We start from the raw sequence: 18,397 nt of genomic DNA, 5'->3' as shown, positions 1-18,397 counted from the left end.
TAATGAAAAAAATTACAGGGATGATGATCTACTACTACTTTGTATGCCATCGTAAACTATGGTTTTTTAATAATGACTTAACAATGGAGCATAATAGTGAACTTGTAAGTATAGGAAAGCTAATAGATGAGACCTCCTATTCAAGGGAAAAAAAGAACATCCTGATTGAAGAAAACATTAACATTGACTTTATCAAGGATTGGAAAGTAATCCATGAGGTAAAAAAGTCTAGAAAGATAGAAAAAGCTTCTGAATGGCAGTTAAAGTACTATCTATTTCTTCTAAAAGAAAAAGGAATTGAAATCGAAAAAGGTATACTCGATTATCCTCTGCTTAGAAAAAGGGAAGAAGTATTTTTGAGTGATGAGGATATTAACAAATTGAAAGAAGTTATAAAATCGATTGAGGAGATATTGGGAGAAAAGCGTCCCCCTCAAATGACTAAGAAGCAGATTTGTAATAAATGCGCTTATTATGAGCTATGTCATATCTAAGGAGGGTAAAATGGGTGAGACATTTTATATTTTTAAAGATGGTGAATTACGGAGAAAAGACAACAATATTATCATTGAAAGCCTAGAAGGTGAAAAAAAGAATCTAAAAGCTGAGGTTGCTGAAGAGATATATCTGTTTGGTGAAATATCAATGAATACCAAGCTTCTAAATTATCTCTCTCAGCTTAAAATAATCCTTCATGTGTTTAATTACTATGGGTTTTATAGTGGTAGCTTTTATCCAAGAGAGAGTAACGTAAGTGGGTATTTACTAGTTAACCAAGTTAGAAAATATGATAACAGCGAAGAAAGGTTAAGGATAGCAAAGGAAATCTTAAAAGCTGCGTCTTACAACATTTATCGTAATCTTAGGTATTATAATGGTAGGGGAACTGACCTTGCAAATCCAATGCGGGAGATTCAAAGTCTTACTAACAGACTAGATTTATGTACAAGCATAAGTGAGTTGATGGGTACAGAGGGTAACATAAGAAAGACTTATTACTCATCTTGGAATTTAATTTTTAAGGAAGAATTATTTGACAAAAGGGTAAAGCGCCCACCTGACAACATGGTTAACTCCCTTTTGTCTTTTACAAATAGCCTGATATACACTACAGTTTTATCTGAGATATATAAAACCCAGCTTAATCCAACTATTAGTTTTCTACACCAGCCTGGTGCAAAGAGGTTTTCTCTTTGTCTTGATATAGCAGAGATTTTCAAACCGTTAATAGGAGAAAGAATGATCTTTTCACTTATAAATAAAAACCAGATTACTGAAGATGATTTTGATAGAGACTCTAATTGCTTGTACTTAAAAGACTCTGCAAAAAGAACAATATTAATGGAGTATGACAAAAGGTTAAAAAGGACAATATTGCATCGTGATTTAGGTAGAGAAGTTTCTTATAAATATCTTATCAGGCTTGAATGCTACAAACTGATAAAGGATATAATTGGTGAAAAAGAATATTCAGGATTTAAAATATGGTGGTGATTAAATGTATATTGTTTTAATGTATGATATAATGATGGATGAAAAAGGAGCAAAAGTACAAAGAAATGCCTTCAAGATTTGTAAACGTTACTTAACGCACATCCAGAAATCTGTATTTGAAGGAAACCTTTCTGAACTAAACTTAATGAAACTAAAAAAAGAGCTTAATCTATACATACGGGATGAAAAAGACTCTTTTATTATTTTTAAGAGTAGAGACGAAAAATGGCTGACAAAAGAATTCCTTGGAAAGAAAGATAATAAAACATCTAATTTTTTTTAGTAGTTTGTATGTCGACCTATAGTAATGTAAAAACAATATGGCATCGACAAGCCCAGGCGGTATAAGAGTTGCAGTGTCATGAAAGGTGAAAAGGGTAGAAAAAATATTTAAAAACACCTAAAAAATAACTACATCGACAAATTACCATGCTTTAAACCAATAGTACCAAGTATCACAAAGAAACGCCCCTTAATAGAACTACAGTAGAATGTAAAGTTTGGAATTACATACTTGTTTTTTACCTTTACTAAAGCCCTTAATAGAACTACAGTAGAATGTAAAGCAATTCATAATATCTACAAACATTATAAATCATTTTTCCCTTAATAGAACTACAGTAGAATGTAAAGGGTCAAAGTAAACGTTACAAACGGAATATTCTTTGCCCTTAATAGAACTACAGTAGAATGTAAAGACATCTTTTTAAGAGCATATTTTAGATGCCTCCATTCCCTTAATAGAACTACAGTAGAATGTAAAGATCCAAAACATATTTACCCCTCCCGTAGACTGTTTTTCCCTTAATAGAACTACAGTAGAATGTAAAGTCATATAATGTTGTTATCATGACATTACTTCTCTCCCCTTAATAGAACTACAGTAGAATGTAAAGTCTGGATGTGTTTGTTTCATGCTTACCCTCCTCTACGCCCTTAATAGAACTACAGTAGAATGTAAAGTCCTTAGGGGCATCTTCTTGGGCTTTCTTTAATGCTGCCCTTAATAGAACTACAGTAGAATGTAAAGGTGGATAGATAAAGTGGATATAGTTATTTGTGTAGATCCCTTAATAGAACTACAGTAGAATGTAAAGGAAGAAGATAGAGATCGAGTTGTGGAAATGGCACAGGCCCTTAATAGAACTACAGTAGAATGTAAAGGATTTCCCTACTGGGGAGGATACTATAGGGAAGAACCCTTAATAGAACTACAGTAGAATGTAAAGTTCCTTGTAACTAACTTCAAATCATAAAAAATATTACCCTTAATAGAACTACAGTAGAATGTAAAGAAGAACGAAGCAGCTGTAAAGGCGATCAAAGCGTTACCCTTAATAGAACTACAGTAGAATGTAAAGTCGGATAACTTACAGGTTATTTCTGCTGAAGATATGCCCTTAATAGAACTACAGTAGAATGTAAAGTTATCCATACCTTCTATAATCTTTACTTCTTCTCTTCCCTTAATAGAACTACAGTAGAATGTAAAGATTGCAACAGCTATTAAGCCCCACCACGATAATAGTCCCTTAATAGAACTACAGTAGAATGTAAAGAAATATAATAGCAGCTGAAATAAACACAATCAAAAACCCTTAATAGAACTACAGTAGAATGTAAAGACCACACAACCTATTGTTATTCCAATCCATACCATGCCCTTAATAGAACTACAGTAGAATGTAAAGATATGTCCAATGTCGTCATGAATGACTTTTATAGCACCCTTAATAGAACTACAGTAGAATGTAAAGATTAGTAAGACCTATTTTTGTAATGTATTCAATGCACCCTTAATAGAACTACAGTAGAATGTAAAGCTTAACCTAGATGGAGGTATAAAATGAAAAATAAAACCCTTAATAGAACTACAGTAGAATGTAAAGCTTTGACCTTAAACTGAAATATTTCTCCTACAGTCCCCTTAATAGAACTACAGTAGAATGTAAAGACCCATTAAATAGGCAGGTGAAACTCTTAATATTTCCCCTTAATAGAACTACAGTAGAATGTAAAGCTCAACATAGCATCTTTCATTATTTTAGTTAAATATCCCCTTAATAGAACTACAGTAGAATGTAAAGATAACTATGGCTATACTTTATAAGAAATATTTATATCCCTTAATAGAACTACAGTAGAATGTAAAGGTACAAGAAGAAAAGGGGCCAAATAAGACTGTTACCCCTTAATAGAACTACAGTAGAATGTAAAGTCCTTTTTTCTTTTGTAGTTGATGCGCCTTAAGTAGCCCTTAATAGAACTACAGTAGAATGTAAAGATGGATTAAACCGATTTTTGTAAGTCCTGCTTTGGTCCCTTAATAGAACTACAGTAGAATGTAAAGTTTTTAATATAGTCCACAGATGGTTTTCCATCTAAACCCTTAATAGAACTACAGTAGAATGTAAAGATTAGTAGCTGATGGAGTAGTGCAGAGAGTTAAGGCCCCTTAATAGAACTACAGTAGAATGTAAAGTGAGGATATCAGTAGAGAAAGAACTAGAGAACTTACCCTTAATAGAACTACAGTAGAATGTAAAGAATTTACTTAGTGCCCATTGGATCTTTAAATGTACTGCCCTTAATAGAACTACAGTAGAATGTAAAGAGCGTAGCGAGGAAGGCTGAGACTATAGGCAATGCAACCCTTAATAGAACTACAGTAGAATGTAAAGGGTTATTAGCGCATTATAAAATCCATAGAGTTTAGCCCTTAATAGAACTACAGTAGAATGTAAAGGTCTTCGACGTTGTGCCTTATCATTCTTCTTTGTGGCCCCCTTAATAGAACTACAGTAGAATGTAAAGACGAGAACAACTCTATTTATCATCTTTACCCCTCACTCCCTTAATAGAACTACAGTAGAATGTAAAGGATGAAAGGTTGAGCAATGTATTTATTAGAGAAAATCCCCTTAATAGAACTACAGTAGAATGTAAAGTTGGCTAGAAATACTTTGGCCATGGCTATTTACTGTACCCTTAATAGAACTACAGTAGAATGTAAAGAGAGTAAAAGCAGACTCCAACAAAAAAGGGAATCAGACCCTTAATAGAACTACAGTAGAATGTAAAGATACTACGCACGATATATAGACGATATGATATTTTTCCCTTAATAGAACTACAGTAGAATGTAAAGATACGTTTAAAGCTTCGCTTAAGTCCTCTATCCATCGCCCTTAATAGAACTACAGTAGAATGTAAAGGGCAAAGCAAAAGGTTTGCAAATTATTGATGATTGGGCCCTTAATAGAACTACAGTAGAATGTAAAGAGCTTTATGCAAATTATCCATAGGTATAGTGGCCATACTCCCTTAATAGAACTACAGTAGAATGTAAAGATGGCCATAGCTGTTACAGCTTGGGGTAGACAACAACTCCCTTAATAGAACTACAGTAGAATGTAAAGTAGTGCTTTACGCTTCTCGATTATCTCCAACATTGTTACCCTTATTAGAACTACAGAATGTAAGAGAGAATTTGACCAGGTAGAAATATATGGTTTTGGCCCTTCTAGAGCTCAGTAGAATGGGCTAAGGGTTTTGCTCTATATAACAAAAGGAAGCCTCTTACTCTGAGACTTCCTTGTTTTTCCATATTCTTATTAACCACAAACACAACGCTGCGCCTACAATTGATAACCCTCCTGCCACTGCGAAGGTCACTCTTAAATCCCCTATATACGAGGCCAAGGCAGGTCCGAGCAGGGCTGATATTCCATAGGCTTGGAAGATAATAGCGTAGTTAGCACCTAGATTTTTTATGCCATAATACTCACCTGAAATGGTTGGGTAGATTGTCATTAAACCTCCGAAGCATAGTGTTATTATTGCTATACTGATCATGTATGTTATGAAGTTTAGTGGGAATATGCTCATGAATAACATAGTAATTGAAGTAAGTATAAATGTTATTAATACTACATTTAATCTACCCAACTTATCTGATAAGGCTCCTAGACCAAGTCTGCCTGAAGTGTTAAATATGGCTGTTACTGCCACGGCATTTGCTGCCACTGTGGGAGTGAGGCCAGCAAGTTCTATTCCTATATCCTTTGCTAAGCCTATAACTAATAATCCACTGGTTGCACCTAAAAGCAGCATAAACCAAAGGATATAGAAACTCTTAGTTTTTATCATTTCCACCACAGTATAACTTTTCTTTACTGGAGCATTGTCATTTTTAGAGACATACACTGATATATTAGGTGGATTTTTAAGTAACTGGGCACCGATGATTATAATTACGAAGAAGATTATTGCTAAAAATTGAAACGTATTTGAGACCCCATAGTTGGCTAATAGATATTCAATGAGGGGTTTAAATATTAGACTCCCTGTCCCAAAGGCACCTAATGATACACCTGTTATAAAGCCTTTTCTATCTGGAAACCATTTTAAACATGTTGTAAGTGGGCAGACGTAAACGAAACCTACCCCTAGGCCTACAACTACTCCATAATATAAATATAGTTGTAGCAAAGTGGTAGCAGTTGATGTTAGATATAGTCCTGTTCCGTATAGAATACCACCAATACTTGCAACTATTTTCGGCCCTATTTTGTCCTGGAGAGGACCCGAGAATAATGTTGCGAAGGCAAACATAAAAACGGTTATTCCAAAGGTAAAAACTATTTCACTTTCTTGCCAACCGAATTTTTCTGCTAGAGGCTGATTGAATAGGCTCCATGAGTAGATTGCACCAATTGAAAATTGCAGTAATACTGTACCTAGTAGTATCATCCAGCGCTGAATTGATTTTGACATATGACTCCTCCGATTTTTTTTATAGTTTGTGTGATAAATGGATATTATATAAATTTTTAGTAGTAGCTATTAGCGCTAGATAATATTATAAAGAGATTTAAGTTACAATACAAGAAAAAATAAAAAAACCCTTTGAATTTTCAAAGGGTAAATTAATGGTTTCTTTTGTTGAGGAATAATCTAACTAATACAAAGACCGATAGCACTGCCATAAGTGTATATAGGTAAATTCTATTGTTGGAGTTATCTTGTTCATCATCTGTATTTGTCTGTGCTATAACTTCAGTTGTGGTTTCTGTATCAATTTTTTCTTGTGCTCTAAAGTATTCACCGGAGTTGATATATTCTTGATAGCGCACAACCATTGAGTAAGGCTCGCTTATAAGTTCAAGGGTTTCGTAGTCAGCTGAAGTAGCTTTGAACACCCAGAGGGAATCAATTTTGTTTTCGTCTATGAGAACAGCTACTATAATATCACCAATAGCTGGACTAAGGTTATTGCCATAATAATTATCAAATTTTTCTATATTTACCGTAGGTGATTCAATGCTACCCATTATAACAGTTGAGGGGGTTATTTGAAACTTATCAGTATTTATTGATGTGATAGTACCTATGAAAAGAGCTTGATTTTCCCCACTCATTATTGCTTCTGGAATATCACCGGCTAAGGTATTATTACTAAAAAAAACAATAATAATGAACAATGTAAGTGCAATTTTCTTTATCATTCTCATTCCTCCTTGTCTTATGTATATTATATAGAAAATTTTTAATAAAATACAATAAGTTATTGCATTATGGTAAATAAATATGTTAATATAGGTAACAATAAATAAGAAATACTGTGAGGGGAACGAAGTAGTTTCCAGTGGTTACAATATAGAGAGTAGATCGGATGGTGAAAGGTCTACAGTACACTGTGAAATGAATTATGGTCTCTGAGTTGCAAAGTCAAAAACTTTGACGGGCACCATCCCGTTAACATGGTCTTGAGCCATTATTTTTCGTAATGGGAATTAAGGTGGTACCACGGGTCCTCTCGTCCTTAAACAGACGAGCAGGGCCCTTTTTTATACCCTAAAAAACTTAAAATTCTCACACCTTCACACTGTAAAGAAAAGGCCACTGAAGGACGTTTTTAGAATGCTAACACTGAGGGCTTAAGGGAAATGCGAATAGAATTCTTTTCCTGTCCGCTGACTACTGACTGCTGTCTACTGAATAAAAGGAGGTAACAAACATGACTAATATTAACGTTTTTGATGTTTTGCAAGAAAGGGGTTTTATCAAACAGGCTACCCATGAAGATGAGATTCGTGAGCTTTTGGGGAATGAGCACGTTACTTTTTATACGGGCTACGATCCAACTGCTGATAGCTTGCACATAGGGCACTTTTTACAGCTTATGGCAATGGCTCACATGCAAAGGGCTGGTCACAAGCCTATTGTACTAATCGGTGGAGGTACAACAATGATCGGTGACCCCACTGGAAAAACTGATATGAGAAAGATGCTTACTGAAGAGGATATTAAGCATAATAGTGAACGATTTAAGGAGCAAATCTCAAGATTTTTGGATTTTGGCGAAGATATGGCAATAATGGTTAATAATGCCGATTGGTTAATGGGTTTGACCTATATCCCCTTTTTAAGGGAGGTAGGTAGACATTTCTCAGTAAATCGTATGCTTACTGCTGAGTGTTTCAAATCTAGAATGGAAAAAGGTCTATCTTTCCTAGAATTTAACTACATGCTGATGCAATCCTACGACTTCTTAGAGTTATTTAGACGCTACAATTGTACTTTGCAACTAGGTGGAGATGATCAATGGTCAAATATCATTTCTGGGGCAGATTTAATACGACGTGTGGAAGCTAAGCCAGCCTTTGGTATGACATTTACACTACTGACAACCAGTGAAGGTAAGAAAATGGGAAAAACAGAAGCAGGTGCTATCTGGCTTGACCCTGAAAAGACATCACCATATGAGTTTTTCCAATACTGGAGAAATATCGATGACGCTGATGTTGTAAACTGCTTGAAGCTACTGACCTTTGTACCAATGGCTGAGGTAAATAGCCTTGCTAACCTAGAAGGGGCAGAGATAAACAAGGCAAAAGAAGTACTAGCCTTTGAGGTTACAAAAATTGTACATGGTGAAGAAGAAGCCAGTAAAGCAAAAGAAGCTGCTAGAGCACTTTTTGAAAAAGGTGGAGTAGCTGGATCTGTGCCATCTAGTGAGCTTTCTATGGGAGTATTTGAAAGTGGTATCGCCATACTAGACTTACTACAAGAGGTAGGTTTAATAGCTTCTAAAAGTGAGGGGAGAAGGCTAGTACAACAAGGTGGCGTATCTGTGGAAGGGGAGAAAATCACAGATATTAACCAGTTAATAACAGTGGAAAATTTCAATGAGAATACAATAATGATTAAAAAAGGGAAGAAAGTTTACCATCAAGTTACTATTAAATAAGCAAAAGGGGCTGTTGCACAATGAATGAATAATTCATTGTGCATTCAGCCTCTTTTTTGTATAAAAATAATAAAAAGCGGGCCCAAAGGGTCCGCTAGTGTTGTATAATTGGTTTATGAGAACAAATACACAACACTCATATTATACCCGATTTAATGGTAGTTATCAATTAGTTTTACCATTAAATTTAGAAACTTTAATACCTGAAGATGATTCTGTTCGACTGCTAAGCCAAATATTGGAGGGATTAAACTATCAAGGTTTATACAAGGCATACTCTTCTAAGGGAAGAAAACCAGCAGTTGAACCAAAACTTCTTTTTAAGGTGTTAACCTACGCTTACATGAATAACATTTATTCAAGTAGAAAAATTGAAACTGCATGCAAAAGAGATATAAATTTTATGTGGCTATTAGAGGGAAATAAATGCCCCGATCATAGCACTATTGCAAGGTTCCGAAAGATTTACTTATCTAATGCAGTTGAAGATTTGTTTTACCAATTCATCTTACATTTAAAAGAAATAGGTGAAGTTAAATTTGAGAATCTCTTTATTGATGGGACAAAAATAGAAGCCAATGCAAATAAATATACGTTTGTATGGGATAAGGTCGTAAAGAAAAATGAAGCTAAGATGTTTGATAAAGTACAGAACTTCTTGAGAGATTTAAATGAACATTATAGTGTCGAATTTATAGTTTCCAAGGAGAGAATGTTAGACGATTTAAACTGCATATTGTCCTTCTTAAAGCAAAGGAAGGAAGAGGGAAAAGTAGAATTTGTTTATGGAATCGGCAAAAGAAAAAGTAAGCTTCAAAAATTTACTGAGGAAGTGCAGTCATTTTATGAAAGACAAGTGAAGTACGATTCATGCAATGAAATATTCCAAGGTAGAAGTAGTTACTCTAAAACAGATACAGGTGCTACTTTTATGAGAATGAAAGATGACCACATGAGAAACTCTCAACTAAAGCCTGGCTACAATTTGCAAATAGGTGTAGAGAGTGAGTATATAGTATCCGTAGGAGTATTCCAAAACAGATCAGATATTGGTACATTGATCCCCTTCCTAGGAAAGATGGAGGAAAGATTAAAATTAAAGTATAAAAACATAATTGCAGACTCTGGGTATGAAAGTGAGGAAAATTACCTTTTCCTCGAAAAGAAGGGATATACATACTATATAAAACCCCAGACTTATGATAGATGGAAAAAAAGAAGCTTTAAAAAAGATATAAGCAAGCGCGAAAATATGGTTTATGATTCTAAGCTCGATGAGTATACATGTCACAACAACAAGAAATTAAAAGCTACTGGTAAAATCATTAGAACATCAGTAACTGGCTATAAATCTGAAGCCACTGTGTACGAATGTGAGGATTGTACAAACTGTCAGTTTAAGCCTAAATGTACAAAAGCACAAGGTAACAAAAAGTTACAGGTATCTAAAAAGTTTATAGAGAAAAGGCAAATATCATATCAAAATATAGTGTCTAAAAACGGAGTTAAACTCAGGGTTAACAGGTCTATTCAGGCTGAAGGTGCTTTTGGAGTTCTAAAGCAAGATTATGGATTTCAAAGATTTTTGACAAGAGGTATCCACAGCGTGAGTGTAGAAACACTTCTATTAGGCTTAGGCTATAACATGAATAAACTTCATGCCAAGCTTAAGAATGGGCGCTGTGGGCATCACCTTCATGAACTGAAAGTCTCATAGTTTGGAGATTGAAAAGACTAATATTCTATAGTCTTATTTAAGTGCGTCTAAAAACAAACTCTTAGGAAAATTTCTCTTTGCTGCACTTAAAATTTATTAATATCCTATTTTTTTTAACAAAAAGAGGGTGTCGCTAACTACTTATTCAGTAGTTTTGCGACACCCTCTTTTGTTTATTATGCTTTAAGATTACTAGATTTTTAACAATTTAAACTGCCCATTACCGAAGACTCCTTTTACAAAGTCTAGCTTAGTGTTTTGGAAGTAAGGTGCATTTTTTTCACTTATAAGAAACTTAATACCGTTCTGGGAAAACTCTGTGTCATCGGGTTTTGCTGACTCTTCCAGAGCCAGTTGTAATTGTGGGCCACCTCAACCAGCAGCCATGTATAGTCTAATAAAATTTCCTTCTATACTTTTGTCTTCATCCTTAACTACTTTCTCAATATGATCTGTAGCTGCTTTAGTCACTTCAATCATAGCATAACCTCCTTTGAAATAGTTTTCCCGAAAAATAAAAAATAAAAACCAAGCCTATTTTAAACCCTTTAAAAACCTAACTCCTCAACATACCTTGCCACATCCCTAAAATTCACATCCTCTGCATATACCTTGGACAGCTGAGTATTAGCTTTTTTATTATCGCCTAATTTAATGTAAGTTACACCTAACCAATACTTCGCTTCCATGACCACTGGATTCATGGTTCTTTTTAGCACTGGACCTTTTTTAAAGGACTCTACAGCTAAAGTATACATACCCTTTTCCAAAAAACACCTTCCCAAAAAAATACTTACTTCGTCTTGGTATCCTTCTATGTTATTTAATTGTTGTAATAGAGGGATAGCTTTATCATAACTTTTCAAAGAAAAATTGCTTATGGCAGCAGCAAATGAGATGCTAGGGTCGTCGTATACTGCATCGGGTAATTTTTCTAAGTTAGCTAATACTTTATCATACTTTCCTTGGCTAAAGGCTATATTTGTCAATAATAATCGAGCCATATGATTTGATTGGTCATACTGTAAAGCCCTATCAAGGAAGGAATTTGCACGATCTAAATTGTTCTTTTTAAACTCTGAGACACCTTTGTTGTATTCAGTTTTTGACTTGTTTTGAGGTTCATGCATTTTCTTTCTAAAAAAATAAAAAGAGGTACCCAGTAAAGGTAAACCCACAATAGGATTATTAAAAATAAGCACAAATCCTAAAATAATACCCCAAACCCAATGAGTCCCTGTTAAACTTTGCGTTGGAATACTGGACCTTAGATTATTAGAACCTTCTGTCCCACTGGCACCATTATAATTATTGCGTTTTTTCTTTGAGCTACTTAAGGATTTTTCCTCAACATATGAAATCCCTGTACCAGGGATAGAAGCAGTTTTCCGTATGCCCCTAGGGCCTATACCCACCCGTGCACCTTTAACACCGGCACTTACTCCAACACCCCTTTTGCTAATGTTTAAACGAACACCCTTGCCTAATGAAATGCTTTTTCTAAAACGTAAACCCATAAAAATCCCCTCCATATTTAATTGATAATACTGTACTACATAAAAAAGAAAAGCTCAGTTTTAAATAAATCCTCTCTAAAATCTATGTGCCATTTCAATAAAAAAAGGCACTAATAAATAAACCGTTGAGGATATTATAATTCCTGAAACTAAGGCAGGGACTGTGTACTCTGATCCACAGGATTTTGATATCAGAGGAAGAAGTGTGTCCATAGAAGTTGCACCTGCAGGAGCTATACCTGAAATTTTTGGCAATATTTTAGGTACAAGGGGAGTAACTATAAAAGCTATTACCTCTCGAAAGACGTTAGTTAGTAGTGCTATTATGCCTAAGGTATTGCTGTAAGTACTACTTATGATAATAGAAGAGAGGCTGTACCACCCAAAGCCCGAAGCAACTGCACCAACTTCCCCTAAAGTATAAGGCATGAAAATAGCTGAGGGTAATGAAAATAAAAGGGTTCCTATGATTATTGCCAGGGGAATGAGAAGAACCTTGGCACCTAGGGTTTTTACTAATCCTATTAAATGCCTGTTACAATATAGGTCGTAACCTACGGAAAACAATAATAAATATAGAAGATACTCTACAGTGGACTCTAAAAAATTACTCAGTTCCCATGGTAAAAGAAGTCCTCCCATTGCCCCTAAAACTAATGCCCCAAGGATGAATATCAAAAAAGTATTGCTGGTTTCGTGAACAGCAGCAGTTTTATCTTCCTTAGTAATTAATGTCTTAAACAAAGGACTTAGTAATGATAGCAAAAGAACACTTCCCAAAACAGAGGAGAAAGCAATAATTAAAGATGCTAATCCCAATGCTTGTAAATTTGATACTATCTCCCTATCCACAGTCAATGATACACCCATAACAAAAAGCAAACCCAAAAGCCAGTAGTTGAGTAAAGTTTGATTTAACTTTTTAGCACTTTCTTTTAATAAAAATTGGCCTACGAGATACCCAGCCATTACGAAAAGCAGTATTATTAACATGAAAACTCTCACTCCTTAAAAACTTAACATGAAAAAAGCAGGAATATTAAGAAATTGTAACGAATTATAAATAATGTTTAATATAATTATAGTAGATGCGAAAACTATCATCACAAGCTATAGATGGAGTGTGATGATATGGAAATAAACAAAGACATCGAGGTATATTAAAGAAAAATGGTGTAGACCTAGTGACATTTGGAGAAAAATCCACCAAAACTAGATATGTTTTATGTGGAGTGAAGCTCCCAATACACTTGCGGGAACAAGAAGGATTAAAAGACTTGTCTACAGTATATTTTTCCTTATTTAATAAGTTTCGTCAAGGATATATTGAAACATTTAGCTATCTTGATAAATGGGGTTATCAAAACAAAGCAGTAAGTCCTATTAGCTTAAAGGAAGATTTGCGCGGCTTAGCCCGTAAATCAGGTGTAGGTGAAAGGGGTTTAAATAGAAGTATATTGCATGATAAATATGGAGGTAACCTTCTGTTTTCAGCCTTTTATACCAGTGCACCCATAAAGGCGTTTACTGGCCACAGCCCTGATAACTGTATAAAATGTGGTAAGTGTGCTGACATTTGTCCAGGCAAGGCTATCAACCTTAAAGGTGTAATGGTTTACAGATGTGCTCCTTTTTCATTAAGAGCATGCCAAAAATGTTTAGATGTATGTCCCGTGGGAGAAATGAACTACAAATCTGTTTATATGAGAGGGGAATAAGGATGAGCGAAAGAATTCTTATTGTTGATGATGAGCAGCTGTTAGCAAAAGGGCTAAAACACAGTCTCACAAAAGAAGGCTTTGAGGTTGACACTGCATACGATGGTCAGGAAGGGAAAAACCAGGTTGAACAAAACGAATATAGCCTCATAATTTTGGATTTAATGCTTCCTAAAATAGATGGTATGACTCTGTGCCAGCAAATAAGGAAGATGTCCGAGGTGCCTATAATTATGCTTACAGCAAAAGGTGACGATGTTGATAAAATCCTTGGATTGGAATTTGGTGCAGATGATTATATGACAAAACCATTTAACACAAGGGAGCTTATTGCAAGGATAAAAGCGATATTACGAAGGGCAGTAAAAGAGTATAGAACAAATAAAATAGATTTGGGGGACCTGAAAATATTTCCAACTAACCGCCAGGTTGTATTAAAAGGATCAAACGTTGAGATGACCGCAAAGGAGTTTGATTTACTTGCACTTCTATCGGCACATCCAGGGCGTGTTTATACAAGAGAAAACCTTTTAGAAATGATTTGGGGTTATCAATTTTTTGGTGATATAAGAACAGTGGATGTTCATGTAAGGAGAATTAGAGAGAAAATTGAGGATGACCCTTCTAATCCAAAGTATATTGCAACTAAATGGGGTGTGGGGTATTATTTCGGAGGGAATTAGATGTATGTTAGTATAAAGTGGAAGATAACATTAATATTTGTTCTGATTTTGTTAACAACAATGACCATTACTAACCTGTTTGTTAGCTCATCTATGAGTGAGTATTATATAAATCAAAGGAGAGTTAGCCAATTAACCACAGCAAACATCATAGCGACAACTATAGCAAATAATGTAGATAACTCAGCGTACAATGTAAGGGAAATGCTTGGCTACTACATCCCTAGAATGGATTCGAGAATAATCTACACCGATGCCACTGGTAAAGTGTTGGTGGATTCAGTCCAAGAAAGTACAATGGAGGGGACAGTCCTAAGCCATTTCGAGGTAAGTCAAGCACTACAGGGAATAAATGAACACGGAATACATAACTTGCCGCAAAGTGGTTGGGTTATGTATGTGGCTGTGCCAATTATTCAAGAAGGAGATGTTGTAGGGACAGTATTTACTTCCTCGCCCATCAGTGATGTAAAACAAGCTGTAGGCTATATAAGGACACTTATGTTAAGTATATCAGTAATTAGTGGAGTAATAGTTATCATCCTTTCTTTTTTACTTGCCAATTCCTTAGTAAAGCCTATTGATAAACTTACTAAAATATCAAAAAGAATGAGCAAGGGTGAATTGAATTCCCGTGTTGAAATTAAATCCAATGATGAAATAGGGGCTTTAGGTGAATCCTTTAATTCCATGGCAGAGCAACTAGAAAAGATTGAAACCAATAGGCTCAGATTTTTAGGAGACATATCACACGACTTAAAAACACCTTTGGCCACTATTAAAGTATTGACAGAGGCCTTAGAAGGGGAAACAAACATAGATGTTTATCATGAGTTCCATGGGGATATTATTTCAGAGGTTGATCGTATGACATCTATGGTAAACAACATATTACAGTTAAATAAGATTAGTAATATTAATGTTCCCTTGAAAAAATCCGATTTTATCTTCGCAGAAGTAGTTAGCCATTCACTTATGTCTATTTGTAAAATAGCAGAAAACAAAAATATTAAGGTCAGCTTTGAGGACTTTTCCCATCGTGAGCACTTTTACGCAGACAGGGAAAAAATTAAAGCTATGACATTAAATATCATGGAAAATGCAGTTAAATACACCCAAGAAGGTGGTTTAGTTAATATTTCTTTAAGAAAAGAAGAAAGTTACTATATCCTTGAAATTGAAGATAACGGTAAGGGGATACCCCAAGAAGACATCGGATATATTTTTGATAGGTTTTATCGTGTTGATAAGACAAGACATAGGGAAACTGGTGGGTCTGGTATAGGCCTTTCCATTGTGAAAACAGTTGTAGATTTACACAAAGGTAGAATAGAAGTTGAAAGTGAAGAAGGAGTAGGGACTAAATTCACTGTCTCTTTACCTAAGCTTAGTTATTAGGCTAGTTACTAGAACAATTATTAATTATTTTAAAACAAATACATTTTGGCTAAATAATTCCATTACTTATGAGTATATTATTAATAGTAATGGAGGGATTAAGAATGTCGGAGTATCATTTCGAAAAGGCCAAAAAAGGAACTAAAAACAATACAATAAAAAGACAATTGAGACTTATCACAAATCATCCTGTATTCATTATTAATTTAGTATATAGTTTTTTTATTAGATTAATATACGGATTAAATATTTTTAAACCACTGCAGCTTGTAGTTGACTGGCGCAGCCGGTTTGTAAGGAAGCCTGGCAGTAAAGTTATAATCAAAGGTCAGTTCTTCGTGGGAGGTAGATATATTACAAACTTATCTAGCTCATCTGCTAATGTTTTGGTTTACGATGGTGCAACACTAATCATTAATGGTAGGGTGAAGATAGGACCTGGAGTTCAGATTGTGGTAGCCCGAGGCGGGAAACTAACATTAAATGATGGCACATATGTAACAGCTGATGCAAAAATCTTTTGTAGCTCCAATATGGAGATAGGTAAAAAATGCGCAATATCTTGGGGAACAAGTATCATTGATTCAGACTTTCATGAAATTGAATATGATGGTAAACAAGAATGCAAAAGAGAAATAACTATAGGAAACAACGTGTGGATTGGTTGTAACGCCACAATACTTAAAGGTGTAACCATTGACAATGATGTGGTTATAGCAGCAGGTGCCGTTGTAAATAAAAATTTACCCTCAAACATTTTAGCAGGTGGAAATCCAGCTAAAATAATCAAAGAGAATATATCATGGAGATAGAAAACACCCTACCACCTAAATGATAAATAATTAATACATTTGTAAAGATTATAGTGTATACTAAGGTTACTAAAATAATAGAAAGGAAGTTTCTGATGGGTAACCTAAAGATTTTAGCCATAACCACATCAATTTTTGTTGTTCTCGTACTAGTGGTATTTGCCTGGACTGGTAACCATACATTAAATCAAGCCCAAGTTAAAAACAACAGCTATCCACATATAGATCCTAACCCATCTACTCATGTGAAATCAGTAGAACTATACTATGTAGATAAGGATTCAACTGAATTGGTCCCAGTAAGGGAGGAAATTTCCTACACTGGAAGGTTTGAAATTAAGATACTCGAGCAACTTATAGAGGGGCCTAATAATAAAGCCCTTAATCCAACTATTCCTAAAGAAACCAAAATTATTAGTTTAGACATAGTTGATAAAATAGCTTTCGTAAATTTTTCTAAAGACATTCAATCGAAACATTGGGGTGGATCTGCATCTGAGATGTTCACAGTAGAATCAATAGTTTATACTTTAACTCAATTTGATGATATTGATAGTGTGCAAATATTAATAGAAGGTAGAAAACTTGAGACTCTATTAGGTCATGTTTATATCATGGATCCCCTTAGCAGAAAAGATACGTTTATAGGCAATTAACTCAAAATTCGCGCCCCTATGGCGCTTTTTTGTTGTAATTAAGGTTTAAGGTAAAGGATAGATTTATACGCTTTTTACTATGCTGATAAACTAAAAAATAAAAAACTCGGATATACTAACAAAAAAAGGAGAATCTGAAATGTTTAAACCAAAGCGGGTATTATTTGAGCCGGATTCTTTTGATTATCAGTTAGGAAAAGAATTATTCGAATTATTTACAAATATGGAAGGCGTAGAAGTGCGAAAACTTAAAAGCTCAAGGGTTACAGGAGTTGACAGTGATAACATAAGTGAAGGTTATGTTGAAGCCAAAAAGACAATGGTTGTGGCTGTTAGAAAGAGCTTGAAGTTCCAAACCTGTAAACCATCTGCCCACTACCAACTTCCTTTAGTTAGCAGTTGCCCAGGGCTTTGCGAATACTGTTACCTACAAACTACCCTCGGAAAAAGACCGTACATAAAAGTATATGTTAATACTGATGAAATACTTAATCAGGCCCAAAAATACATTGAAGAACGGGAAGATATCACTATATTTGAAGGTGCAGCTACATCGGATCCTTTAGCTGTGGAGCCATATACAAATTCACTAAGAAAAGCTATAACATATTTCGGAAAAGAAAGAAAGGCCCGCTTTCGTTTTGTAACAAAGTTTACCGATGTGGACACACTGTTAAATGTTCCCCATAACAACAATACAACTTTTCGCTTTAGCTTAAATACTGAAAAAGTAATTAAAGAATATGAAAAAGGAACAGCAAATTCCACTGCCAGAATAAAAGCTGCTAACAAAATTTCCCAAGCCGGTTATCCCATGGGTTTTCTTATTGCTCCCATATTTTTATATGATGGTTGGCAAGAGGACTATATGAGTTTGTTAATTAAGCTAAAGGAAAGCCTTCACCCCGTACCATCTTTGTCATTTGAACTAATAACCCATCGGTATACCACAAGGGCAAAAGATAATATTTTAGAAGTTTTTCCACAAACTAATTTGCCCATGGACGATTCTCAGCGAAAATTAAAGTTTGGTCAGTTTGGTTATACTAAATACGTATATAAAAAGGCAGATTATGAAAAGGTTGAGGTATTTTTTAGGGAGAATATAGAAAAACTCTTTCCAAAAGCACAAATACTGTACTTAGTCTAG

Annotated in this window: 16 protein-coding genes, 1 CRISPR repeat array and 1 other annotated feature; of the genes, 11 read left to right on the top strand and 5 right to left on the bottom strand. The window is 34.8% G+C overall.

What is annotated here, in order from left to right; genetic code table 11:
• The first annotated feature begins 2 nt into the window (after positions 1-2).
• The 3 genes from cas4 to cas2 are packed head-to-tail and all read left to right on the top strand — an operon-like array spanning position 3 to position 1,777.
• Positions 3-494 (top strand): CRISPR-associated protein Cas4, encoded by a 492-nt coding sequence (gene cas4 / locus HYG86_RS02620; protein WP_213167395.1) that lies wholly within the window; start codon positions 3-5, stop codon positions 492-494.
• Between the two features lie 10 nt (positions 495-504).
• A complete protein-coding gene (gene cas1b, locus HYG86_RS02615) occupies positions 505-1,494 on the top strand; it encodes a type I-B CRISPR-associated endonuclease Cas1b (RefSeq protein ID WP_213167394.1) in 990 nt (329 codons plus the stop codon).
• 4 nt (positions 1,495-1,498) lie between these two features.
• A complete protein-coding gene (cas2, locus tag HYG86_RS02610) occupies positions 1,499-1,777 on the top strand; it encodes a CRISPR-associated endonuclease Cas2 (RefSeq protein WP_213167393.1) in 279 nt (92 codons plus the stop codon).
• Positions 1,778-1,963: 186 nt separating this feature from the next.
• A CRISPR array of direct repeats spans positions 1,964-4,913; the repeat unit is 30 nt; unit sequence CCCTTAATAGAACTACAGTAGAATGTAAAG.
• 160 nt (positions 4,914-5,073) lie between these two features.
• Here the strand turns inward: cas2 and HYG86_RS02605 are convergent.
• Together HYG86_RS02605 and HYG86_RS02600 are read right to left on the bottom strand one after the other, a co-directional pair.
• Complete coding sequence (locus HYG86_RS02605) at positions 5,074-6,270, bottom strand: L-lactate MFS transporter (protein ID WP_213167392.1); 1,197 nt, start codon at positions 6,268-6,270, stop codon at positions 5,074-5,076.
• 152 nt (positions 6,271-6,422) lie between these two features.
• Entirely contained in the window at positions 6,423-7,001 is a 579-nt protein-coding gene (locus HYG86_RS02600) for a hypothetical protein (protein ID WP_213167391.1), read from the bottom strand.
• A 107-nt stretch (positions 7,002-7,108) separates the two neighbouring features.
• Positions 7,109-7,323 (top strand) — a binding site (T-box leader).
• Between the two features lie 190 nt (positions 7,324-7,513).
• On the opposite strand from HYG86_RS02600, the gene tyrS reads away from it, so the two are divergent.
• Entirely contained in the window at positions 7,514-8,746 is a 1,233-nt protein-coding gene (gene tyrS / locus HYG86_RS02595) for a tyrosine--tRNA ligase (protein ID WP_213167390.1), read from the top strand.
• Positions 8,747-8,861: 115 nt separating this feature from the next.
• On the top strand, positions 8,862-10,463 hold the full coding sequence (locus tag HYG86_RS02590) for an IS1182 family transposase (RefSeq protein WP_213165501.1): 1,602 nt from the start codon (positions 8,862-8,864) through the stop codon (positions 10,461-10,463).
• A gap of 192 nt (positions 10,464-10,655) precedes the next feature.
• On the opposite strand, the gene HYG86_RS18430 is transcribed toward HYG86_RS02590, so the two are convergent.
• The 3 genes from HYG86_RS18430 to HYG86_RS02575 form a co-directional block, all read right to left on the bottom strand.
• Positions 10,656-10,811 (bottom strand): hypothetical protein, encoded by a 156-nt coding sequence (locus HYG86_RS18430; RefSeq protein ID WP_484477035.1) that lies wholly within the window; start codon positions 10,809-10,811, stop codon positions 10,656-10,658.
• A 200-nt stretch (positions 10,812-11,011) separates the two neighbouring features.
• On the bottom strand, positions 11,012-11,980 hold the full coding sequence (locus tag HYG86_RS02580) for a DUF4236 domain-containing protein (RefSeq protein ID WP_213167389.1): 969 nt from the start codon (positions 11,978-11,980) through the stop codon (positions 11,012-11,014).
• 75 nt (positions 11,981-12,055) lie between these two features.
• Entirely contained in the window at positions 12,056-12,973 is a 918-nt protein-coding gene (locus HYG86_RS02575) for a LysO family transporter (protein ID WP_213167388.1), read from the bottom strand.
• Positions 12,974-13,164: 191 nt separating this feature from the next.
• On the opposite strand from HYG86_RS02575, the gene HYG86_RS02570 reads away from it, so the two are divergent.
• The 6 genes from HYG86_RS02570 (at position 13,165) to splB (ending at position 18,397) form a co-directional block, all read left to right on the top strand.
• Positions 13,165-13,698, top strand: a complete 534-nt coding sequence (locus tag HYG86_RS02570) for a 4Fe-4S binding protein (RefSeq protein WP_213167387.1) — start codon at positions 13,165-13,167, stop codon at positions 13,696-13,698.
• A 2-nt stretch (positions 13,699-13,700) separates the two neighbouring features.
• On the top strand, positions 13,701-14,381 hold the full coding sequence (locus tag HYG86_RS02565) for a response regulator transcription factor (protein ID WP_213167386.1): 681 nt from the start codon (positions 13,701-13,703) through the stop codon (positions 14,379-14,381).
• The gene (locus tag HYG86_RS02560; RefSeq protein ID WP_213167385.1) at positions 14,382-15,779 is read left to right on the top strand and encodes a sensor histidine kinase; all 1,398 of its coding nucleotides are present in this window, start codon (positions 14,382-14,384) and stop codon (positions 15,777-15,779) included.
• Positions 15,780-15,847: 68 nt separating this feature from the next.
• On the top strand, positions 15,848-16,591 hold the full coding sequence (locus HYG86_RS18145; protein ID WP_246451867.1) for an acyltransferase: 744 nt from the start codon (positions 15,848-15,850) through the stop codon (positions 16,589-16,591).
• Between the two features lie 95 nt (positions 16,592-16,686).
• The gene (locus tag HYG86_RS02550; protein ID WP_213167384.1) at positions 16,687-17,247 is read left to right on the top strand and encodes a GerMN domain-containing protein; all 561 of its coding nucleotides are present in this window, start codon (positions 16,687-16,689) and stop codon (positions 17,245-17,247) included.
• A 139-nt stretch (positions 17,248-17,386) separates the two neighbouring features.
• On the top strand, positions 17,387-18,397 hold the full coding sequence (splB, locus tag HYG86_RS02545; protein ID WP_213167383.1) for a spore photoproduct lyase: 1,011 nt from the start codon (positions 17,387-17,389) through the stop codon (positions 18,395-18,397).

The sequence above is a fragment of the Alkalicella caledoniensis genome (assembly GCF_014467015.1).
Lineage (GTDB): Bacteria > Bacillota > Proteinivoracia > Proteinivoracales > Proteinivoracaceae > Alkalicella > Alkalicella caledoniensis.
This window is presented reverse-complemented; position numbering and strand designations above follow the sequence as displayed.